15 protein-coding genes, 1 tRNA gene and 1 pseudogene are annotated in these 23,532 nt (G+C 51.7%); 5 read left to right on the top strand and 12 right to left on the bottom strand.

All coding sequences use genetic code 11. The features are described from left to right. Positions 1-138: 138 nt before the first annotated feature. From Pan161_RS31420 to hflC, 3 genes and pseudogenes are all read left to right on the top strand, one after another. A pseudogene (locus Pan161_RS31420) lies at positions 139-360 on the top strand (hypothetical protein); the annotation flags it as partial. Positions 361-482: 122 nt separating this feature from the next. Beyond that, a complete protein-coding gene (gene hflK / locus Pan161_RS16935; protein WP_145229032.1) occupies positions 483-1,490 on the top strand; it encodes an FtsH protease activity modulator HflK in 1,008 nt (335 codons plus the stop codon). Between the two features lie 45 nt (positions 1,491-1,535). Continuing rightward, positions 1,536-2,573, top strand: coding sequence for a protease modulator HflC (hflC, locus tag Pan161_RS16930; protein ID WP_145229030.1), 1,038 nt, complete (start codon positions 1,536-1,538; stop codon positions 2,571-2,573). Between the two features lie 397 nt (positions 2,574-2,970). Here the strand turns inward: hflC and Pan161_RS16925 are convergent, their stop codons facing one another. The 3 genes from Pan161_RS16925 to Pan161_RS16915 form a co-directional block, all read right to left on the bottom strand. Further along, positions 2,971-4,377 carry a cation:proton antiporter gene (locus Pan161_RS16925; RefSeq protein WP_145229028.1) on the bottom strand — a complete coding sequence of 469 codons (1,407 nt, stop codon included), beginning with the start codon at positions 4,375-4,377 and terminating at the stop codon, positions 2,971-2,973. A 979-nt stretch (positions 4,378-5,356) separates the two neighbouring features. Continuing rightward, positions 5,357-5,429, bottom strand: a tRNA-Lys gene (locus Pan161_RS16920). 273 nt (positions 5,430-5,702) lie between these two features. After that, positions 5,703-7,286 (bottom strand): aldehyde dehydrogenase (NADP(+)), encoded by a 1,584-nt coding sequence (locus Pan161_RS16915; RefSeq protein ID WP_145229026.1) that lies wholly within the window; start codon positions 7,284-7,286, stop codon positions 5,703-5,705. Positions 7,287-7,386: 100 nt separating this feature from the next. Here Pan161_RS16915 and Pan161_RS16910 point away from each other — a divergent pair, with 100 nt between their 5' ends. Next, positions 7,387-8,868, top strand: coding sequence for an NAD(P)/FAD-dependent oxidoreductase (locus Pan161_RS16910; RefSeq protein WP_145229024.1), 1,482 nt, complete (start codon positions 7,387-7,389; stop codon positions 8,866-8,868). 18 nt (positions 8,869-8,886) lie between these two features. On the opposite strand, the gene htpG is transcribed toward Pan161_RS16910, so the two are convergent. Next, positions 8,887-10,797 carry a molecular chaperone HtpG gene (htpG, locus tag Pan161_RS16905; RefSeq protein ID WP_145229022.1) on the bottom strand — a complete coding sequence of 637 codons (1,911 nt, stop codon included), beginning with the start codon at positions 10,795-10,797 and terminating at the stop codon, positions 8,887-8,889. Between the two features lie 295 nt (positions 10,798-11,092). On the opposite strand from htpG, the gene Pan161_RS16900 reads away from it, so the two are divergent. After that, positions 11,093-11,986, top strand: coding sequence for a TIM barrel protein (locus tag Pan161_RS16900; protein ID WP_145229020.1), 894 nt, complete (start codon positions 11,093-11,095; stop codon positions 11,984-11,986). A 44-nt stretch (positions 11,987-12,030) separates the two neighbouring features. On the opposite strand, the gene csrA is transcribed toward Pan161_RS16900, so the two are convergent. The 8 genes from csrA to Pan161_RS16860 all read right to left on the bottom strand — a co-directional run bounded on the left by csrA (position 12,031) and on the right by Pan161_RS16860 (position 23,532). Further along, positions 12,031-12,228, bottom strand: a complete 198-nt coding sequence (csrA, locus tag Pan161_RS16895; RefSeq protein WP_145229018.1) for a carbon storage regulator CsrA — start codon at positions 12,226-12,228, stop codon at positions 12,031-12,033. A 244-nt stretch (positions 12,229-12,472) separates the two neighbouring features. Next, on the bottom strand, positions 12,473-13,264 hold the full coding sequence (locus tag Pan161_RS16890; protein ID WP_145229016.1) for an MOSC domain-containing protein: 792 nt from the start codon (positions 13,262-13,264) through the stop codon (positions 12,473-12,475). Between the two features lie 25 nt (positions 13,265-13,289). Then, entirely contained in the window at positions 13,290-14,768 is a 1,479-nt protein-coding gene (locus Pan161_RS16885) for a hypothetical protein (RefSeq protein WP_145229015.1), read from the bottom strand. A 152-nt stretch (positions 14,769-14,920) separates the two neighbouring features. Beyond that, entirely contained in the window at positions 14,921-17,443 is a 2,523-nt protein-coding gene (locus tag Pan161_RS16880) for an ABC transporter substrate-binding protein (RefSeq protein WP_145229013.1), read from the bottom strand. After that, on the bottom strand, positions 17,440-21,111 hold the full coding sequence (locus Pan161_RS16875) for an outer membrane protein assembly factor BamB family protein (protein WP_145229011.1): 3,672 nt from the start codon (positions 21,109-21,111) through the stop codon (positions 17,440-17,442). The genes Pan161_RS16880 and Pan161_RS16875 overlap by 4 nt, the downstream gene beginning before the upstream one ends. Before the next feature lie 65 nt (positions 21,112-21,176). Beyond that, positions 21,177-22,310 (bottom strand): ExbD/TolR family protein, encoded by a 1,134-nt coding sequence (locus tag Pan161_RS16870; protein WP_145229009.1) that lies wholly within the window; start codon positions 22,308-22,310, stop codon positions 21,177-21,179. A 68-nt stretch (positions 22,311-22,378) separates the two neighbouring features. After that, positions 22,379-22,855, bottom strand: a complete 477-nt coding sequence (locus tag Pan161_RS16865; protein ID WP_145229007.1) for an ExbD/TolR family protein — start codon at positions 22,853-22,855, stop codon at positions 22,379-22,381. 20 nt (positions 22,856-22,875) lie between these two features. Beyond that, entirely contained in the window at positions 22,876-23,532 is a 657-nt protein-coding gene (locus Pan161_RS16860) for a MotA/TolQ/ExbB proton channel family protein (protein WP_145229005.1), read from the bottom strand.

Here is a 23,532-nt window from a genome sequence, read left to right as displayed (position 1 = left end):
CCTATAAAACGTAAGTGCTTTTTTAAACTCCGCTTCAGATCTGATTCGTGATCAATTCGCGCGGATTGCCTCCCCCAAAAATGACACCAGACGCGAGAACTCGCGCGATCATGCCTGGAAAGTCGTGACAAACAGCACGGCAACTTCCTGCGGCGACTGGTGTTTCCCAAGCCGATACAGAACTGGTCGCTGACGACGCTGCGGGAGAAGCTGGTAAAGATCGGAGCCAAGGTGACGGGGCACGCATGCGCTGCTATAATGGAGAGGATTGCGGGTCAGAGGCGGCTCCAGGCTCAACTCAAATGGGAAATATCGGTCTACACCGCGGTTCTGATGCGGTTTGCAATCCCGCTTCTGTGAGATAGAGTAGAGGAGTGTCGTGAGTATTTGTTACCTGAATGAGCTTCCTACGCTGATTATCGTTATGATCATTTCGTTCGGTTCCGACCGGATCAGACTGTTTTAAAGAAAGTATCTCTGCCATGAGACATTCCGGAGAGCGAAGTCCGTTCGATGAATGGTTGGCCGATATCGACGGATCGCGCGTCATGTGGTTCATCCTGTTTGTCATCCTGGGGCTGATCATCCTCTGGGGCATTTTTACGTCCTACTATACCGTCCAGCCGGAAGGTCAATCCGTTGTCAAGCGGTTTGGAAAAGTGATCGCGATCAAAGATCCAGGCCTGCACTTCAAACTTCCCTTCGGAATCGACGAGCAGGAATTCGTGCCGACGGCTCGCGTGCTTAAACAGGAATTCGGTTTTCGGACCGCCGCCCAGGAAGGAGCCTCCACCGTTTATCGTAAATCCGAAGAATATCGCGATGAATCGTTGATGCTGACCGGTGATTTGAAGGTTGTCGACGTGGAGTGGGTTGTGCAATACCGCGTGGACGACCCGAACAAGTATCTGCACCGGGTTGAACAGGTCGACAAGACGATTCGGGATATTTCCGAAGCGGTGATGCGGAGAATTGTCGGCAATAACCTGGGCAGTGACGTTTTGACGATCAAGCGTGTCGAAATCGCCCTGAACGCAAAGCAAGAAATCCAGCGACTGCTCGATTCCTTCGATATGGGAGTCAGGATCGGGACCGTAGAATTGCAGGATGTGAACCCACCGGATTCGGTCAAACCGGCATTCAACGAAGTCAACCAGGCCGAACAGGAGAAGGAGCAACTGATCAACGAAGCCGAGAAAAAACAGAATCAGCAAATCCCGGCCGCGCGGGGCAAGGCGAAGCAGGTCGTCGCAACGGCGGAAGGTTATCGAGCGGAACGCGTCAACGGGGCTCTGGGGGAGACATCCCGCTTCAAAGCGATCCTGAAAGAATACAAGATTGCTCCCGAAGTGACACGGCGACGGATGTATCTGGAAACACTCGATAAGGTGCTCCCCTCGCTCGGCAAAATTTATGTAATTGAACCGGGAGGACAATCGCCTGTTCCACTGCTCAATCTGGACAAGAACAATCCTGTCCAGAATCGCTAGCGCGATTTATTCTTATTGATTTAACATTCCTATTAGAGGCTTCCCATGTCAATTTCATTTCGGCGCTCCGGCGGATTTCGACAGTACCTCATTCCGTTGATATTTGTTCTGATTATCGTCATTACTGTTGTCGCGCGCGCTTCAGTATTTACCATCGATGAAGCGACTCAGGCGATTGTCGTGCAATTCGGCGCCCCCGTCGGCGATCCCGTCACCGAACCCGGTCTCCACTTCCGCATTCCCTTCATTCAGGAAGTTCGCAAGTTCGACAAACGCCTGCTTTCCTGGGATGGTGATCCGAATCAGGTTCCCACTGTTGAAGAACAGTTCATTTCAATCGATACCACCGCTCGCTGGAAGATTGTCGATCCCCTCAAATTCCTGCAAAGCGTACAGGACGAAGCGGGAGGCCGGAACCGGCTCAATGATATCCTCGATTCGGTCGTTCGCGACAAAATCGCATCCAGTCCGCTAGTCAATATTGTCCGCTCTAAAGATTGGGAGGTCACGGAAGAGGACCTGCAACGGACCATGACCGGTGAACGGGAAGAAGAGATTCTGCTTCAGAAAGTGGAAACGGGACGGGGCGAAATGGTCCGAGATATTCTCAAAACCGCTCAGCAGCAGATGCCTCAGTATGGGATCGAATTGGTCGACATCCAGATCAAACGGCTCGACTACGTCGAGTCGGTCCAACAGCAGGTCTTCGAGCGAATGATTGCCGAACGACAACGGATCGCCGAACAATTCCGGAGTGAAGGCCAGGGCCGCGCCTCGGAAATTGGAGGGGAAACCGAACGCATGCTCGCCGAGATTGAAAGCGAAGCCCAAAAGGAAGCGGAGATCATTCGTGGGGAAGCCGACGCGGAAGTAACCCGCATCTACAGTGAAGCCTTCGGCAGTGACCCGGAGTTCTACAGTTTTCTACGCACACTGGAAAGCTATTCGGAATCCCTCGGCGAAAGCGTCACCGCCATACTCAGCAGCGACTCCGATTACTTCCGCTACCTCAAGTCGGAAGCTCCGGCTCCAGACGCGGATCAGAGTCCGAAAGAAAAAGAAACAGAGAAGCAACAGAATTAGATGGCAAGTCGGCGTTCACGTCTCGATCGTCATTCAACCACCATATTACGCGAGATTCCGACTGATTCAGACGGGATCTAGAGCGCGTCACATTTAACCATAGCGTCTCTCAATCTATTATACTCGCTCCAAATGGTCCTGGAGACGCTACAGTAAAACGGGACACAGTCTAATGGGAACAGCAGCTGATAACCCGGACTTCCATGTGTAAATGTGCGTCACGTGCAAAACCTTCTTCGTAAAGACTCGTACGCGGGTTGATTACAGAGGTTGTAAAGCCAAAGCAACTTATAAAGTTTCAAGTCCTCAACGGGTTTTAGAGATAACGCACCGTTTTCGAACTTTTCTGGAGTAGCTTAATTCAGCCTCTTGAATTAGGTGATGCGGCTATCAGTAGTTATGGGGTGTCTGTTTTTCCCTGCCCTGCGAGCCCCAGCCGGCTCAGCAGGGGGCCGATAGTCAGCCCGCCGACGAGGATCGAGAAGGCGACGACGACGTAGGTCATGGTCAGGACGAGTTCGCCGACGTTGTCGTACTGCGATTGCCGGGCGTGGATTTCTTCCTTGAGCGAGAGCGCGAGTGCAACACTGATCCCGCCGCGCAGGCCGCCCCAGGTCATGACCTTGATTGCATGGGGTGTGAATTCTCGGCCGGTCGCCTTCTTCAGGGCGGTTAGCACCGTGCCCACGGAGAGGAACCGCGCCAGCAGCACCGCGGGGATTGCCAGCGCCCCGGCCAGCAGATATTTCTCCTGGAACGACAACACCAGGACCTCCAGGCCGATCAACACAAACAGCACCGCATTCAGAAGTTCGTCCACCAGCTCCCAGAACGTGTCCAGGTGCGCGCGTGTTTTGTCAGACATCGCCAGCGTTCGGCCATGATTACCCAGGATCAGCCCTGCGACCACCATCGCCAGCGGCCCTGACAGATGCAGCTTCATCGCCAGTGCATACCCGCTCGTCACCACCGCCAGCGAAAGCAAAATTTCCGTCGCGTAGTGATCAATGGATCGCAACAGAAAGAATGCGAGCAGCCCCAGCACAAAGCCCAGCGCAATCCCTCCGCCGGCTTCGAGGGCGAACAGCTTGGCGACGTCGCTTGCGTTCGTCTCTGGGACCTCACTGTCTGCTTGAACCTCGTGTGGATGTTCTTGTTCGCTCTGCTGAACGACCTGGTTCGACTTATCCGGCTGATTTACGTCTGCAGCCGACTCGCCATGCCCACCCAACCCAGCGATGCCCAGGAGCGCGATAAACACGACCACGCCCACGCCATCATTAAACAGCGACTCGCCAGCGATCTTGGTCTCCAGCGACTTGGGGGCGCCGAGGCTCTTGAAGATCCCCAGTACCGCGATCGGGTCGGTTGGGGCGACAATCGAGCCGAAGATCAGGCAGTAGATGAAGCGGACCTTGATGTCGAGCCAGCCGGTGATGACGTAGGTCAGCCCACCGACAATGAACGTCGTGGCGAGGACTCCGATGGTCGCGAGCAGCGCGATGACCGCGGTTTGTTGCTTGAGGTCGTTGAGGTTGACATGTAACGCCCCGGCAAAGAGCAAGTAGCCAAGCATGCCCTGCATCAGCGTCTGGTCGAAGTCGATCGAGCCGATGAGCGTCTCAGCCGAGGTGAGCGCGCTTGCCCCCGGTACGATCCAATCAATCAGCAGCAGTGCGACCGCGTTCAGCATGGCCAGCAGCATCAGTCCCACCGTCGTCGGCAGCTTGAGCAGTTTGTGGTTGATGAACGCGAAGGCCGCTGCAAGGGCCACGAGGATGCCGGCGATATCGAAGAAATTCATAGCCATTATTATCCGTACTTCGCCCGGAAGAAAAAGGGGCAGGCTTTTGTTGCGAGGGGTGATCGTCTACCAGTCTGCGTGGATTCCAAAACGACCTCGTGCTGTCGAAGCGGGAAGGCTTTACCATGCACTGAATCGCACCTCAACTTAACATCGCGCCCACCCCGTGTCTAACGAGTGGTGATTTTTCTCCATTTTTTCTTCTGCCCGCTGCTGGAGACCGCGAATCGGTCCCTGTCGAATCGTTTATCAGCGGCGAACGTTGCTTCTGCGCAGCCCAGAGGATTGTATTTTAACACAGAAAATTACAGAATAAGGGACCACTTAACGGACCAGTGTGATCTGGTGAATAAGGGACCAGAAATCGTTTTCGTAAGACGTTACCATAAAACAGCTTAAAAGTCGGGATGACAAGATTTGAACTTGCAACCTTTGCGTCCCGAACGAATCGGCTGCGTGGAGAGCTTCCAAGGTCAGCAGTTGAGCGTGCAAGGTGAATCAGGGCGGGGTGATTTGACCGGTTGGCCGTATGCTGCTCGTTATCCCCCACGGCAACTTAACCCCGATACCGATGTCCCACCCTGGCAGAGTTATTTTGGACGGCGATGGTGACCAGCACTTCGTTGTCAAAAAGGATTTGATTACTCCCAGACTCGAGTTCTCAACACCTAATCGCCGAGATATGCCCGTGATCTTCTCCCATCCGTGAGAGCATGGTGTATTAAAACCCGCGCGAATCCCCCCCAGTGAAAGCCGTCGGCATGACATTTAGGATCTGAAACGTGATCCAGGCAAAGGAATAGAGCATCATCAGCACAGTCAGCGTTACGACTTCTAACCCGCTGTTTACATGGATAACCCGCTGTTTACATGGAGTTGAAAACGAGCAAATTAGGTACACTTTAAAAATCAATCATTCAGGTACAAAATCAGTAAAATAAAAGAGCCTTAAGCAATTGATGCTTAAGGCTCTTAAGAATGAGGGCGCAGGGACTTGAACCCTGGACCTACGGATTAAAAGTCCGTTGCTCTACCAACTGAGCTACGCCCTCATTTGTTCTTACTGTATTTGATCGGCCGGAGCACTTTTGCGGCGTGGTTGGTGTCCGCTGCTCGACAGGCCGTTTGTTGACTGAGTCAGGATAATAGCAACAACCACAATCACTTCACAATGTTACGGGCAAAAAAAATCATTGTAAATTCATATTTTCTCAGTGCTTAGTTCTATAGAGGGCACTTCACCGCAGCTGGTTCGCCGAATCGGCTCTCTGAACGTTTCCGAACCGCATTTCCTGCTGCCTTTACTGTTGCGAACTGGCCTGCGATTATGCCTCGTAGTCGGCCTGTGTGTACATTCCATCAATATACCGCCACAGACTGCCATTCGGGTTTTTCGGTTGTAACGCCTCGGGAAGACGCTGCGGGCGGACATTGTCAAAGCACTGCAACATCGAAAAGCGGTGGATGGCCGCCGGAATGCCGACCGAGGTGAAGACCGGGTGCCCCGTGGACGGGAAGGGGCCGCCATGGTTCATTGCCGGGCTGACGGCCACGCCGGTGGGCATCTTGTCGTTCAGCAGGCGTCCTACTTTCTGACGCAACGCGGGGGCCAGCTGCTCGTAGAGACCTTCATCTTCGTCGCCGGTATGACTGTAAATGCAGCCGGTGAGGTTGCCTTCCAGGCATTCGGCGATCTTTACCAGCTGTTCGTCCGAATCGGCAACAACGATCAACGAGCTGTTTCCGAAGGCTTCTGCCTGCAGGGCTTCCGGATTTTCCAGGAACTGGCTGCCACTGACTTTGAGCAGGGTATTCGCACAGGAGTAGCCGGGGCCATCGGTCTGCAGGCCACCGGTCACCAGTGTGGCGCCAGCAGACTGGATGGCGGTGATGCCGGATTGGAAGCCGCGCTGTACTCCTTCGCCCAGCAGTATGCCCGCGGGGGCCGCTTCGAATTTCTGTTTGACCGCATCAATGAAGGCGTCGGCGGTTTGACCGGCTTTGAGGACGACCAGACCGGGATTGGTGCAGAACTGGCCGGTACCCATCAGGCAGCTGCCTTTGAATTCTTCGGCGAGGTCGGCGCCCCGTTCGGTTAATGCGCCGGGCAGAATGAAGACCGGGTTGATGCTGGAGAGTTCCAGGTAGACCGGTTTGCCGGCTTTGTCTGCCGCTTCTTTGATTGTGAGGCCCGCACTGCGTCCGCCGGTATAGCCGATGGCACCCATCAGGGGATGCGAGACCAGTCGACAGCCATCGGCGTGACTCGTGCGATAAATGAGCTGGACGAAACCGGCGGGCATGTCGGTCGCTTTGGCAGCAGCGTCGGCGGCTTCCGCGAAGATCTGTGTGGTTTTGGGATGCGATGAGTGACCTTTCGCGATCACCGGATTGCCCGCGGCGACGGCAGCGGCGAAGTCACCGCCGGCGATGCTGTTGAAGGCGAAGGGAAAATTGTTCGGGCCGAAGACCGCCACCGGGCCAATGGGACCAAACATCGAACCGATGCCAGCGGCCGTATCGATCGTCGGTTGTGCCCAGGAACCTTCGCGGGCATGCGTGGCTGCCTGACGGAGTTGATTGGTCGTGCGGGGAAGTTCGCCGTCTCTTAAGCGGGGGGATTCGGGATAGCCGGTCTCTGCATGCGCGGTCGCGACCAGGTCGTCGGCTCGTTTTTCGATTTCGTCGGCGTACGCTTCCAGGAAGGCGGCAAAGCGTTCACCCGGCCAGCCCCGCATAGCTTTCGCAGCGTCGGCAGCCGCTTCGACTGCCGATTCGATTTCGTCCCAGGCGCTGACAGGGAATTCAGGCTCGAGCTTTTCCGCTGTGGCCGGATTGACTGCCTGGAAGCTGGTGGTGCCTGTGGAAGTAATCCATTGTCCGTTGATGAGAACCGGTTGTATCTGCATGATCTATCCTTCTGAACCTGCCTTTGAGTCAGCAATCGGTTAATATGTCTGCTGCGATTTATTATTCAAACTCTGAATCAAGTAGAATCAATCCACTCTCATGCAGCAATTTGACGTCGTGATTCTGGGAGCCGGCTTTGGTGGCAGCCTGACGGCGCTGCTACTGGACCGCATCGGTCTATCGGTCGCTGTGATCGACCGCGGAACACATCCTCGTTTTTCGATTGGAGAATCGTCGACACCCGCGGCCGGCTATCTGCTGCAGTCACTGTCCCAGAAGTACGATCTTCCACAATTTCAGCCATTTTGCAAGTATGGATCGTGGCAGCAGACGTATCCCGACATCGCCTGTGGCGTCAAGCGGGGCTTCAGTTACTTCGCGCATCAGCCGGGCCAGCCGTTTCAAATCGATACAGCGCATAGCAGCGAACTGCTGGTGACAGCGAATTTGAGTGAAACGCTGGCAGATACGCACTGGTACCGGGCGGACGTTGATGAATTCTTCGCGCAGGAAGTAAAGAAGTCGAATGTGGTCTCTCTGGACCAGACCCAAGTAGAGTTGCAGCGGTCGGACGGCTGGGAGATTTCAGGCAGCAGAGACGGGGAGGAAGTTTTTCTGCGGGCAACCTTTCTGATCGATGCGAGTGGAGCCGCCGGTCTGGTGCCCCGTGCTTTGGGAATCAGACCGCAGACGGAGTTCGCCACCCGATCTCGCGCGATTTATGGACATTTCAGAGACGTCAAGCTGTGGGATGAGGTGCTGGAACAGAGCCAGGTGGATCGCAGTGATTATCCGTTTGCCTGTGATTTAGCGGCGCTGCATCATGTGCTGCAGGAAGGTTGGATGTGGCAGTTGCGGTTTAATAACGGCATTACCAGCGCGGGATTTGTATTGGACGAGAGACAAACTGCTTTGGACTGGCGGCAGATGCTGGCACGTTATCCAGCGATCCAGGCACAGTTTGCTGAAGCGGCTGTCGTCGCGCCGGAAGCGGGGCTGGTTACCACGGGGCGTCTGCAGCGGGGCTGGACAGAGTGCGCGGGACCCGACTGGGCGCTATTGCCTCACACGGCGGGATTTATTGATCCGCTGCACAGCACCGGGATAGCGCAGACATTATGCGGTATTGAGCGACTGGTCTCTGTGCTGGAGCAGCATTGGAAAAAAGACTCGCGGCGGGAGCAGTTAGCGGACTATTCAGAGTCGCTGCAGAGAGAACGGGCGTTGATTGATCGTCTGGTGGCCTGTTGTTATCGCAGCCGGTTTGATTTCAATCTGTTTACGGCGAGCACGCTGTTTTATTTTGCAGCAGCGACCAGCTTTGAGTATCAACGCAGTCAGGAGCAAAGGCAGCCGTTGTTGTTATGTGCCGATGACAGTGAGTTCACTCAGACGGTGGGGCAGTGGCTGGAACTGGTTTCACAATTGGAGCAACAGTTCCCAGTTCCGCAGGATGAAATAAGTCAGGCTGTAAAACAGGCGGAGCAGATGCTGGCACCCTGGAACCGGGTGGGTTTATTTCAGCCTGAAGTACCCAACATGTATTACTACACCGCGGCTCCGGAGTTGGAACCGCGGTGAGCAAAGGTGAGATCTGACTTACGTAATAATGGGAGATCGTTTCTGTGCGAGTTCTTCCATCATGCTCTGGATGTTCTCCGTGATCTGCTCGGGGCTGGTGGCGATGCCCGTCATCAGGGAGGCGTTCCAGAACAGCTGTCGCCCGCATTGTTTGATGAAGGCGTGCTGATCGTTGTTGGAGGAAAGCGTACAGAGACGTTTGATGAGTTCGGCGTCCGGGTTGATTTCCAGAATGCGTTTGGTCGTCGGGAAATCCTTATTGCCCATGCTCAACACTTTCTGCAGTTGAGAACTGATCGCGCCCTCCGGCATGACCAGACAGCAGGGGCTGTCGGTCAGGCGATCTGATTTGGTGACCGATTCGACATCGTCTTTGAGCTCTTCCTGGAACAGGGAGAGGACTTTTTCGAACTCGGGAGTATTCGGTTCTTTAGACTCTTCTTTTTTCTCTGCGGTTTCTTCGGATTCGTCGTCGGTCTTTTCTTCGCCGGGCAGTTTGACGTCGGAGGAATCGATGGAAACGATGTCATGATCAGAGAATTTCGCCAGATTGGACAGAACGATTTCGTCCATCGGGTCTTCCAGGTAGAAGACTTCAATGCCTTTCTTGCGGAAGATTTCCAGGTTGGGATTGCGGGCGATTGTATTGAAATCGTTTCCGCCCAGATAGTAAATCTGTTTCTGATCTTCGCCGGCCCGTTCCAGGTAGGCTTCCAGCGAAAACAGTTCGTTCTCAGAAGACCCTTTGGAGGACGGGAATCGCAGCAATTTAGCGAGGGCATCGCGATTTTCAAAATCGGTGCCAATGCCTTCCCGCAGTGCACTGCCGAACTGGCGATAGAACTCGAGGTATTTTTCCTCGTCGTCTTTGGCGATGGATGCCAGGTGTGAGAGCACACGTTTGGTGAGCACTTTTTTGATTTTGCGGAAGACAGTGTTGTCCTGCAGTGATTCACGCGAGATATTTAACGGCAGATCCGCGGAATCGACAAGCCCATACAGGAATCGCAGGTATTCGGGGAGCAGGTCGCGGTTATCATTTTGAACGAGGATACGTTTGGCACACAGGCTGATGCCATGTTCGGTGCGTCCGAAGCCCATCAATTCCATGTTGTTCTGCGGGCAATACAGGATACAGTGGAACTGGAACGGTGAATCGCTACTGAGGTGCAGATGCCAGCGGGCGGAATCTTCGCCGTTGTGGGCGAGGTACTGATAGAACCCGTCATACTGTTCCTGGGAGAGTTGTGTTTTGGGTTCGATCCAGATCGGTTTCTGATCGTTGACCAGTTCGTCGCCGATTTTAATCGGGTAGGGGACGAAGGTCGAATATTTTTTCAAGATGAATTTCAAACGCGTTTCATCGGTATATTCATCCAGATCCTTTCGCAATAGCAGGCGAATAGATGTTCCGCGCTGCAGGTCGGCCTGAGGTTCGATGGTGAAGGACCCGGTTCCATCAGATTCCCATTTATAGCCGGTCTCGTCTTTATAGCTGCGGGTGAGTACTTCGACTTTATCGGCCAGCATGAACGCGGAGTAGAAGCCAACGCCGAACTTGCCGATCAGGGAGACTTCTTCTTTCTGATCACCGGCGGCTTTGCTTAGAAAATCGAGAGAACCACTGTGGGCGATGGTGCCGATGTTTTCGATTAATTCATCGTGGGTCATACCGACGCCATTGTCGGTGATGGCGAGGATCCGGTTTTCGGAATCGGGTTCCAGGCGGATTTCCAGCGGTTGATCGTTTTTGGCAGATTCATCGGTCAATGAGATGAAGCGGAATTTGTCCAACGCATCAGAGGCGTTTGAAATGAGCTCCCGGATCGCGATTTCCCGGTTCTGGTACAGCGAGTGTGAGAGCAAATCCAGAAGTTTTTTGATTTCAGCCTGAAAGGCAAATTTTTCGGGTGCGGTTTTCTCGTTCATGGTCTTACTCGGAATCAAATCATAAAAAGTCAACAGTCGTTTTATTTAAATACGGGAAAGAATTGGTTTTCCCGCTGACAGTACTGATCCTGACCTGTTTTATAAAAGGAATGAGTTTTATTGTAAAGTAGCCGGCTCCTTCTGCTTGTGTTGTTGATTCAGAAATCAGCAGAAAGTTGTTTGTATTCTGTCTGGTGAATCAGTAATAATAGGTAAGATCAATGAACCGGGTAGAGACCTGATTATTTTCAGGGATCAAGAAAAACCGAATCAATATACTCTGGAGACTGCATTCATGGACTATTACTCACGTCGCGACTTTTTGAAAACTGCTGCCGCCGGAAGCACTTTGGCGTTAGGCAGTGGTTTGTCGGGTTCCGTGTTTGCAGAAAAAAAATCTGAAAAACAAGCCCAGTACGGCCTGGTGACATATCAATGGGCCAAGGACTGGGATCTGCCGACTCTGCTGAAAAACTGTGAAACGGCGAATGTCCTGGGCGTCGAAGTAAGAACCACCCATGCCCATGGGGTGGAGCGCACATTGACAGCAGATCAGCGGAAGGAAGTCGCGAAGCGCTTTGCGGACAGCCCGGTGACGTTAGTGGGAATTGGCAGCAATGAACGCTATGACAGCCCCGATCCGATAGTATTGAAGAAGGCGATTGCGGATACGAAGGACTTTATCAAGCTCAGCCATGATGTCGGAGGAACGGGCGTTAAGGTGAAACCCGATTCCTTCCATGTTGGCGTACCGGAAAATGTGACGATCGAACAAATCGGAAAATCGCTGAATGAACTTGGGGAATTCGGTGCCGGCTTTGGTCAGCAGATTCGACTGGAAGTACACGGCAAATGTGCTCATCTGCCCACGATTCGAAAAATCCTGGACGTTGCCGTTCATCCGAATGTGGCAATCTGCTGGAACTGTAACAAGCAGGATCTGGAAGGGGCAGGGCTCGCTGCGAATTTTGCGATGGTCAAAGATCGTTTAGGTGCCACGACACATATCCACGATCTGATCCATAACCCTTACCCGCACAAAGCGTTTTTCGAGTTGATGGCGGGCGCGAACTATACTGGTTGGCTGATGCTCGAAGAAGGTAAGCAGCCCGAAACAGACACAGTGGCTGCATTAGCTGAGCAACGAAAAGTCTTCGATAAAATGTGGGCTCAGGCACAGGATAGCTGAGTACAGCTTACGAAAGCCTGATGTTGTGAAAGGGGAACGACTGCTTACGGTGTTTCGCAGTTGGTGCTGTCGTGCTCGCTCTGTGCTTTAATCGCGGCGTAGACTTCTTCCCGGTGCACGGTCACATCTTTTGGTGCTTCAATACCAAGTCGCACTTTATCGTTTTTGATTTCAATCACCATTAAAGTGATGGAATCTCCAATAATGATCTTTTCATCTTTTTTTCGGCTGAGGACAAGCATCGCGATTCCCTGCGAATAAGTGGGGAGAACATCTTCGTTAAAGGCTTCCTCTGAGTTTGAAAATAGATTCATGTTCAGAAAAAGCGACACTTGAAACTTAGCGTACTGTTTTCGGGGTGTCTGCCGCGATCTTAGAAAAATGCAGAGTATTCCGGTAACCGATCCACCTCAGGAATCAGTTGTAGGAATTGTGCGGTTTATAGTTTCTCACTTTTGGGAGTCTATTCGGATTGTACCCCAAGGCTCACTTGAAGAGTTTCAGCGAATCTCCCACGTGTAGCCGTAAGGAAACATCCTCTGCAGAGGTCGCGAGCCTTGTATTCACAGCCAGCCGATACATGTTTTGAAACAGGCTACGATCTCCCCAGGTCGGAAAAGTTTCCTGTCGTTTTTGAATGAATGTTTTCATAAATTGGGTGTCGCCGTCCCCCGACCAGGGAGAACGGGAGGGGACCACGCAGCGTTTACAGGGGTTAGATCCGTCGAATGTGACGGAGCCGATCTGAAATTGCACTGGTGGATCTTCAGCCGAATAGAGACGGTCTTCACAGAAGGGAAGGTCGCCGGCAAATTCCAGGTTGGCTCGAAAACGCAGCCGCATTTCATCGACCGAAATATTCGGGAACCAGCGCGACAGCTCCTCATAGGTCTGAGTACTGATGATCGTTGGTCCCGACGCGACCGGGTCATCCGGAAAGCCGGTCTCACGATTCTCGTGAATTCGGACCCGGGTCTGCAAATGGTCGCTCAACCAGTCTTCGAGTTCGGGCTGGTCAACAGCCAGCGGGAAACGGACCGATTTGGTCGATTGCTGGGGGACTGACAGTGTGACCGCCTGCTCTCCGAGATCGAATTCTGCGCGGATCTGATGAATCGCCGGGTACTGTTTTCCGTTGATCAGCTTTTCCGATTCATCGAACAGGGCAAACTGACGATCTCCTGCCAGTGCACCGCAGGGAAGAAGATCGGCCTGATCGACGTAGACCGGATCAAGAGATTTCACGGGATACACGGCGATAGAAGAGAGCGTCCACATGGTGATCGTGTTCCAAACTAAGCGTTCAACGTTTACTGTTTTTGCCTGACAATTGTTTTAAATCCTGGATCTCGGCTTTCAGATCAATGATCCCTGTGGGGCTCAGAAAACGGTCGATGCGGTTACCGGTTTCGCGGCAGAGGCTGGCAATTCTGGCCTGAGCGGCTCTGTTATTTTGTGCCTGGGCTGCTTCAACAGCCGATACGCGAATGACATTCAGTTTATCCAGGAAAATCCGTCTGGGAGAAAGTTCACTTTCCAGTCCGCGGATGCCTGCGTCGACTTTGTCCCATTCGTTGCTTTTGGCCCACTTGCGGATGCGTGACATTTTCATTGAGAGTTCGGCAACGGATTCGATAAGCTCCCCATTGAGTACTGCCAGTTCGCCTTCGACACCAAGTCGAATTCGATCATCGGGAATCTGGATGGAGATCCGTGAATCAATGCCGGGAAGATAAGGGACATTTGCAACCAGAGCTTTCCCGCTGCGGATATACAGCCAGATCAGGGGTTGTTGTGGATCTGCGTCGATCTCAATCGTTCCACTGCGATTTGTCAGAAACTCACCCGTCAGATAATCTGGTTCTTTGGGTGGTTTTTTGGTTTCTTCGCTCTCTTTTTTCGCGGCAATCTGTAATTGACGGACTTCTTGCGGGTTGAGAGGCGAAAGCTGAACTTTCATGCCAGCATAAGTTTGCGTCGAAGTGCCTCGGGGAACCAACGATAATTCTGTTGCCTGGTAACGGGGCTGAACATGCAGGGCGAGCGTTTCGACCCGCCGCCGGCTGCCGCTTAGAATACCTCTCAAACCGGATGTGACAGAGCAGGTCGCATGCTTGCGATCCATTTTTTCTATCTCGAGATAGGTCCAGGGGATCATCTGGATATTTTTGACTTCTCTGTCACGATTCAGATAGCGGAAAAATGGTAGAAAGAAGCTGTTGATTTCCACAGTGGCAACGTCCGGATCGGGAGTGGGAAACTGGCCGGCCTGTTCACTGACAGTCACCTGTTCTCCGTCAACCGTTTCTATGCTTACGATAGAGGAAAACAGATCGCTCAGTAAATGAAACACGGTTTCCGCAAGAAACCGTGTTTCATAAGTGACTTTTTCAGCGAGTGGGCTGAGTCGCTGTGAATAATAATCAAACTCTCTGCCTGAAATGCGATATCCAATGCCCGCAGGTTCAATGACAATCAGAAACAGCTTTTCAAATGGTTGAGCCGGGTATCGTTCGAGGATCTGTTCCGGCTGTAAGCGTAATAAACCAGTGGAAGTACATAGTGGTAACCAGCGATTTTCGAAGATGCCCGTGCTCGTTTCCGCCTGGAGACCATCTGGTTCATTCAGTAGCCATTTTTCCCCGACCGAACGATCAATGATCTGATGTAGCTGACGCTGCAGTCGCTGGCGTTCAAAATCGTCGAGCCTGGTTTCCGGATCGCAGGCGATTTCGATGCGGGTACGGTACGGCTTCAGGCTGATGTGCAGGTCCAAATCCACGTTGGTCTCAGCAACTGCTTGCGCATAAAGCGGTCTCGTCGCGGGAGCAGAGATTATCCCGAGAATGAGTATACAGCAGTAAAATTTCAAACCTGTGAACTGAGACATTACTCTTCCGAACTTGAAACTGATGATCTCAATAAAAACTCAATCTATTTTTGAGTAAACGCTTCCACATCAGGGTAGTAGGGTTCTGGTATCCATTGCTCTACGTTGTCATAGAAATTTAAAGGACGATCCGCATAACCTTTAATGTTTTTGCGAAAGACATGAAACTGATCGATCTCCCATAGTGGGATGATATGTGCCATCGAGTAGAGCTGTTGTTGCAGTTTTTTGATGAGGGCTGTTGCCGATTCCCAGTCTGTGGCTTCATCGAGTTCAATTAACGACAGTCGCATCCAGTCCGGGAGAATTTCCAGAGATTCGATTTGTGCGCCTTTGCCCACCGTCAGGAACGGCCAGAGTTCCATCACTGGTTCGGTCATCGCGACCGTGCGGTAGACGATATCCCATTGCAGATTCTCTTTTTTTGCTTCTTCAGCAGTATTGGGGATCAGCACGACTTTCAGACCGATTTGTGACCAGGCTTTTATCATTTCCTGTGCTGCTGCCTGTGCTTCCGGATTGGAGTCACACAGCATTCGCAGCGTGGGAAACTGACCCCCCAGTTTTTTTTGTGAAGCCACAGCCAGAGCGACCGCGAGCGGGAAGCTGTATTCACGTTGAGGAACTTGCTGATTATAAACTTGCAGGCCTGTGTAGTACGGGGCGGTAATCAGGCGGCCGTTCAGCAGTCTGGATTCGTGTAACAGGGTCTCGGATAAAATCTTTTGTCGATCGATTGCGTATGCCAGAGCACGTCTGAGCTCGACGACCTGCATCGGTTTGCTTTCAGGATTGAACTGCAGTACGTGAGTAAGAGGGATTGCGCTTTGGACAACATTGAAATCTTTGCTATCCTTGAAGAACGAGACCAGCTTAGCCGGTAGGAAAGGCAGTACTGTGACTTCTCCCAGCAGTAATCCCTGAAATGATTTCTCGAAACTGGGATAGGGAATCTCATTGATCTGGGCGACACTAAAATCTCGTACATCGGATGGTTGGGGAACTGCCCGGCTATAACTGACAATACCGTCCTGCTGGTGATCGACAACAAAGCGGCTGGAGACGAGGACTGCATTCCCGGTTGGTGATTGAGCCGACTCTGATATCGTAGAGATATTCTGCCAGAGTGGGGGGGAATTCACCGGATCTGAAAGCAACCATTCGATCTGCAGAGGGACACGATCAAAATAGATACTGAATGTAAATGGGCCCGTCGATGAGACGGAACGGACATAGCTGTCAAATCGTTCATTGTATTCCGCGGTGCCCGGTGTAAGTTTACCTCTCAGGTACTTCGTAATATCTGCCGCGATCATGGTGGGATGCGATTCCCAGGAGGAATAAGACTGTCTTAAGATAAAGTCAGCACGGCGTCCCAGATCGGTGGGTTCCCATTGTTCTAAGAAGCGGCTGTGATAATAGGGGGTCTGATCGACTTTCGTCACTTCAAATAACGGGATCTGCGTTAAGGCTTGATGGCGGCGGGTTGCTTCACATCCGAGAAAATATGGCGTTTCTTCCAAGGCTGTTTCCAGTACGCCTACGTTGATCATCGGAAAACGTTTCTGGTATTTCAGCAGTGATTCACGAAGTTTCGGATTGGCCGGCCAGACGACAACTGCGGTAGAAACTACCTGAATTGCCTCCTGGTAATGTTTCTGGCTGGCGGCCTGTTCCGCAGCTTTCAGAAGGGAATTTGACTCATTCAGAAAAGCGGTTTTCCATTTACTCACTGTTTCCTGGCGGGGAAACATCGATTCGAGACGTTTCAAATAGTAGTGAGCCTTGCGGTATGCTTTTTCCTGAACCGATTGTGAGATCATCACATCGATGATTTCACCAGCGAGATTGCTTAACCCGGGAAATTCAGGATCGCGGCTGTGAAGATCCTGGACGTAAGCCAGGGCATTGAGATACTGCTGAGAATTTTGCTTGTCCTTCGCTTCCAGCAGCAACAGCTGGTTCTGCCTTTGCTCAAAGCCCGGCCAGTCTCGATGTTTCCGGTCGAGAATCAGCAGGAGCTCGAACGCGGTTTTCAGGTCTTTCTCTTTGAGTAACAGGTCAATCCTGTTGATGATCTGGTCTTCATGGTGGATGACCTGCTTGATACTTTTTCGCTGAATTCGATATTCCGGGTTTTCTTTATCATTGATCAGGGTGATCCGAACAAAATTCATCTCCGCCCGCATTTTTTTCTGTTCTTCGATTTCCTCTTTGCTTTTAGGCTTCGGCCAGTTGTAGCTTTCTTTGAGGGCAAGGTCGAGCTGTCCCAGGGTATCAGGGCGGGGATAGATTGGTTCGACTATCAGCACTGTATCATTTTCCAGCACAATCCAGTCAACGGGAGGTTTCTTAAGCAGTTGTTCAACGGTCGGGATCTGCATCTCTTCCAGTTTAGGCAGGATTTCCACTTCCTCACTGGCTGAGTCTTTCGATTCATTTTTTGCGGCGTCCGGTTTGGAATTCTTCTTGGCGTCGTTTTGAGCGACGACAAAATTTAAATCCACGGTGAGACAAAAACCGATTAATACTGACAGGATAAGAAGTAAATCGCGAAGTGTTCTCATAGTGACGCCTGACCTTTCTGCTGCAGTGCCTGATCAATACGATACAGGCTGCCATCCACGGTCGGTATAAGCAGGAAATTCTCAAGATTAACGACCGAGCCGATCGCCGGGAGAGGTGCCATCAGTTCGGTTGAGACTTTTCCTGTCTGTAAGTCGACAGACTGTACCTTTCCATTCTGCAGGGAAAGCAGGAGTTGGTTTTTAATGATCACAGGAGGACCAGCCAGTGAAGTGTTCGGTAATTCCAGGTTCCATATCTTCTCAAGTCCCTGCTTGATGTTATAGCAGATTAGATTCTGTTTGGATTGTACAAACAGAAATTGATCGATTAACCAGAGATCGCTGGTAGCAGGCATATCGAGCTGCAGCCTGGCTTTGGGGTGGCCCGTTTTCAGGTCCAGCAACTGCAGTAAGCCTGAAGCATCCGTCACCGCCAGTAAGTCTTTTCCGACGCCTGCCTTGAAATCGATGGGTTGTTTTTTATCCGTGACAGAGAGTACTGCCAGGTGTCGTACAGGACTCGTGCGATATTGCAGTGTGAAGATCTGGCCTGCCGACGTGATGGCAATGCATTGATCTTTGGCCGACGGGATCAGCTGTTTCCAGCTTACGCTGGCATCAACGTCATCGGGGAGGACGTGTTCCAGTACGGAATCCAGTCCGCGTCCTTTGCGAAAGACAGAGATTTTCTTTCGAAAAGGCAGTGCAATCCCATCCCCGATCAGCACAGGGGGCGCATCGAGGGGTAACTTTAAATCGATCGTCTGCTCCAACTGTCCAAACTGATTCAGTATCCAGAGTGTCGGCTCGGGAGCACCACAGTACACAGCGATCTTTCCATCCGTCAGCTGGCTGGACTGGAGAGGTGCAGCCAGTGAGTCCGGAAGCTTGAGTTGTGTACTGGATTTTTCTTTGAATGGCGATTCGGCAGCATCAAAGTCATTCTCGCGCAGCCGGAAGATGTCACCGTCGGAAGTGATACAGACCAGTCCCTGTTGATCACCTGCGCCGTAGGGGTAAGTCGCGACGATGTCGGTTCCCAGAATGGATTTCCAGGAGCTCGACATTTCATCCCGGTTGGCAATGGTAAAGATAACGGAATTGGATGAGAGCAGGCGGCGGGCCAGATAAAGGTTGTTGCCGATGAGCTGCATTGGCTGAGAACCTAAACCCTCGGCGATTTTTTTCTTGTCCAGTTTAATGCCCGTGTTCTGGAGCGTGAATTTACGCAAGGCAGAGCTGCACATCCAGAGTTGACCACCCGAGCCTGCAGAAAGATAGATCTGGCAGGATAGTGGATCCTGTAATTGAGATGAAGCAATTTCTGTCAACTTGCGTTTCCCTTCTTCGTCTGTGACAGTAAAAGCAGTAATGCGTTCCGGAACTGTGGGAAAGAACATCTGTTTGCCACGCAGGACAGGGACGCTGTGGACCTGTCCTTTGATGCGGACATTTTCCAGTTCATTCAGGGTTGCGTTTTGTCCGTTTCCATCCAGGACATGCAGTATGGCAGAGTCGGCGCGATCGTTCTCACAAACCAGCAGCAGTTTACCCATCGAAAGTATGGGGATTTGAATGGTACCCGGTCGATGGCCGAGGGAGGCCACTTTCTGACATTCAAAGGGACGCAGACTCACCAGATAGATCACTGCTTCAAAACCGGCAACGGCCACAGCCTGCTCGCCAGAGACCAGTCCCGGAGCGCCAACGAGAGGCTGAGCAAACTTGAGTTGAGAAATGATGTCTCCCTTCAGTAGATCCAGATTGAGCAACTCACCTCCACTGCAGGAAATCACAATCTGCCCCTGGTGCACCAGGGGTTTCCCTGTCGGGCGGGAAGGCATAGGCTGTCGCCAGACCAGTTTTCCGATTTTCTGAGTGACACACAACAGTTCATTCTGACGCGAATCGTACAACAGCAGGGAAGGTTCACTGCCTGCAACCGTTAAGGGAGCAAACGGGGCATCCAGACCTGTCGGCCGACGCCAGATGGGATCTCCTGTGATGGAATCGATGCCGAAGCAGCTGCCATTGGCTAAGGCAAACACATTGCGACCATCGGAAACCTCATTGGATCGGGATCGCGTATGCAGTGAGAGCGTGACTGCCTGAGGAAACGGTTCCGGATAGTCTTCTGTCACAGCTGGTACCGCTTCATTACTGGACTGTACGAGAGATTTTTCCAGTTCCAGTATTTGCTTCAATACTGTCATCATCTTGCGATCGTCTTTATAATAGGTATAACGATCCAGCAGGTGTCGTCTCTGTTTCAGAGCTTCGAGAGTGTTTTTCTGTTTTATGGATTCTTCAATCTGATTGACGGCGACATCAAAGACTTCTTTGCGCAGGATTTCCGCTTCCGCTTTTTCATATCCCGCTTTGATTTTGGCTAAGGTTTCTGTGGGGGGAGTATCGGGGGGACTGTAACGCGTCAGGATCTTTTCCGCATTACCGGATACCGTTAACAAATCGCGCTCTTTTGTGCGACTGGCAGTTTTGACGGCCCCTAATGCGATTCGCTTTCCATAATCAACCAGTGTCGGATACAGCGCTTTAAAATCAGAATCATCACGGTGTTTTTTAATGAACTGATTGGTGGCTTCCAGACCCGCATTCCAGGCCGGTGTCGAGCCGGAGATTTCTTTTTCCACCAACGACTCACTGAGCATAATCCGTGCTTCGTCGGCGTAATCACTCTTGCTATAATTTTCCAGAAAGTGTTCAAACAGCTGAATCGCCTGAGAATATTTGCCTGCCTCCATCTCCTGGACCGCTGCATCGAAATGACGTTTCGCGGTATCTCGTCCGATGATGAACCAGAAGGTTAATGCGACTAACACCAGTAGAAGACTACCACCTGCCAGTGAGAGGACAAACGGGGATTTGACAACCTGGCGTTCCCCCGGTCGAACTGCATTCCGGGAGGTACGTCGACGGACCCGGTCTTTCAGTGAAAGCGGGCTCTGTTGTTTCGAGCGATCACTCCCCGATTCTGATTCTTCATCTGTGGCGTGTTCGCTGGAACGAGAGAGAAACGTTGCGGCAGGTTGGCCAGCGGAATCAGGTTCGTCATCAACCAGTAACTCCGCAGCGGAAGCCAGGTCCAGATCGTCAACATCCAAGATTTCTTCATTCTCGTCCTCAGGGGGCTCAGCCTGTTTGGAAGACTTTGTTGATTTTGAAGCTTTCTTTTTTTTGGGTTTCTTCTCTTTCGGGGGCTGCTTTTTCTGAGATGCTACAACTTCTTCTTTGGGTTGGAGCGGATTCTGTAAGACCAGTTCCAGTTCATCCTGGCTGACCGGTTTCAGATCGTACATGGAGCTTTCGATATTATCTTCATCTGAAACATCAGGCAGTGGTGCGCTGAGATCAAGCAGATCGACTTCATCGACAAACAGAATGTCCGCCTCTCCAATCCGGATCAGATCGCCATCCTTTAACAGCGATCGACCGGACATGGTTCCATTGATTTCGATGCCATCACTGGTCGCGGCGAGAACTTCAAAGTTTTTTTTGTTCCAGCTGATCCGACACTGCATCGAAGCAACATTCTCACCGTCAATCTGTAAATCATTGGATGCATGACTGCCGATCGAGACGGGCTGTTGTTTTGACAGCTCGATGATCTGATGTTTTCCAGACAGGAATGAGATTTCTAAACTTGCCATTTCAAATACTTATCTTTACAGAAGGTCGGAGGCATACATTGCAGGAGTAATCTGCCTGGTTAGAGTCAGTCTTCTGGTCCTTTGTAAGAGGCGAGTCGGATCTTTTGCATCCCGACTTCATTAGCTGCATCCACAACCGCTACAACCGTTTCATGTCGTGCTGCTTTGTGAGCACTCAGTACCAGTTCTGATTTTGGTTTTCCATCAGCGTCACGGCGGTCCAATATCGCCTGAACGATTTCAGAAGGACTGGAGAGTTTTGTGTCATCAACATAAATACCGTTATTATTGTCGATTTCAACGATGATGGATTCTTCGCGGAAATCATCCAATGTCTGCAGGGATTGCGAGACGCCATCTTCGTCCGGATTGGGCGGGGGCACCTGAATACTTTTCTGCAGACTGAAAGAAGCGGTGATCATAAAAAAGATTAATAGCAGGAACGTGACATCGACCATCGGTGTCAGATCCATCTCTTCAAATTCGGAATCCGCAGATCGAATGGAGAAACCATCGTCCTCGTCATCATCATCTTCGTCTTCCTCAGGCGGGAAATATTTATTTGCAGCAGTCTCTGTCTGGGGTGATGTAACGGGGAGGTCAGAGATCTCTGCGGGGGCGGATGCGATTTCACTGGAGACGGGTTCTGGATCTGTTTCCACAGAGTTGAGAGGCTGAAGAGCAGCCGCTGATTCCGTTTCTGCGACTGGTTCCGACTCCGGTTCCTCAGTGAAATCATCCTCGTCTTCTTCATACATCGCTTCGGAGGCCGATTCAAGCTGAGGCGGCTCCTGTTCCACAGGGGAATCTGATTCTGACCGATCATGAGTGACTGTGGGCGCGGGTTCCGAGAACGATTCCGGTTCGGTTTCCTGTTCCCAGTCACCTGCGAGCAGTTCGTCCCAGCTTTCGCCGATCGGGCCTAAATCATCCAGATCGTGTAAAAGCTGATCCTGTTCCTGATCCAGTGGTGTGTCTGCAACTGGTGTGGGGACCGGCGCGGGTGGTTCGTTGCGAGGAGGGACAGACGGTTCCGCTACCGCAGGAGGCGCTGCGGGTGGCTCAGTGTGCTTTTCTTCACTCTCAAAAGGTATGGTTATCCGACTCTTGCACGCAGGACAGGCGACAGCCTTACCCGCTTTTTTGCTGGTAATGCTCAGCCTTTGACCACACTTTTTACAATAGAACTTGATTGGCATTGGGAATTCAGTGTTTGAGTAACTGTAATTTAGATCTCATCTGTTTTACGTCGTTTCGTGTTGGAAATTCAGTTGTTTTTCTTCTCTTCAATTCCAATATAGAATTTCACGCCATCCACTTCGGTCACAGCACGTGTGACCTCCTGTACAAATCCATGCGGAACGCCCCGGTCCGCTTTGATGATGACATCCATGACCCCGCTCTGGACACGTTCGCGAACCCGGGCCGTCAGTTCTTCCAGTGAGACTTCAGTCGTGCCACCTGCTTCTTTCATTTCGACGACACTTTGACCGTTGAGTCCGTTGCCATCATTGTGTACAAGGACAATGGTGGAACCACGCGTATCGACGCCGACTCCATGCCGGGCAACGGGAACATCGGAATCCTGAGTGGCCTGCATCGTTGAAGTGACCATGAAAAAGATCAGCAGCAGGAATGTGACATCGATCATCGGCGTAATATCGAGGTCGTCACCCGCACCGGCAGCCGGACGCTTTTTCCAGCCATCGGTATCGCCGTTAAATAATGTTTTCTTGCGCGCCATGTTCTTTGTGCCTTATGGAATCATGACTTACGGGAGTCTTCGAGAATCTCAAGAAATTCGCCCGTGTGTTCCTGAACGGAATCCTGCAATTTGCCGATTCTTACATGGATTAAGGCACCAGCCATCACAAGTGGAATGGCCACTGCCAGTCCGGCGGCAGTGGTGAATAAAGCAAAACTGATTTCCCCTGCCAGTTGGCTGGGGTCACCACCTGATTCCTGCATGTTGCCGATTTTGTCAAACGCATTGATCATCCCGATGACGGTTCCCAGCAGTCCAAGCATCGGGGCGCTTTTGACGATGGTGCTGATCCAGGACATACGGTATTCAAGGTCGGCCAGAATATCCCGTTCAAATTTTTCAGCGAGTAACAGTCTGAGTTTTTTTGCAGGACGTTCCAGGTTCGCCATGGCAACCAGAATCAGTTGAGGGACAGCTTTGCTCCAGTAAGGGGGGGAGTCACAGAGATTAATGACAGATTCATAATTTTTGTTTTCGATATCGTCGTGAATCTGGTCGAGAAACTCATTCGCCGCATTTTGAGTCATAAAACGTTTTTGTGAGATTTGTCTGACCAGCAGAATCACACAGAAAACGCCATAGAGTGCGGTTAAAGCCAGTGATACATATATGGCAATTCCGGCAACATTTAATATCGGTGCAAGGGAGTAATTCAT

The organism is Gimesia algae (assembly GCF_007746795.1).
Lineage (GTDB): Bacteria > Planctomycetota > Planctomycetia > Planctomycetales > Planctomycetaceae > Gimesia > Gimesia algae.
The sequence above is the reverse complement of the archived record's forward strand: the minus strand, read 5'-3'. Positions and strand labels throughout refer to the sequence as shown.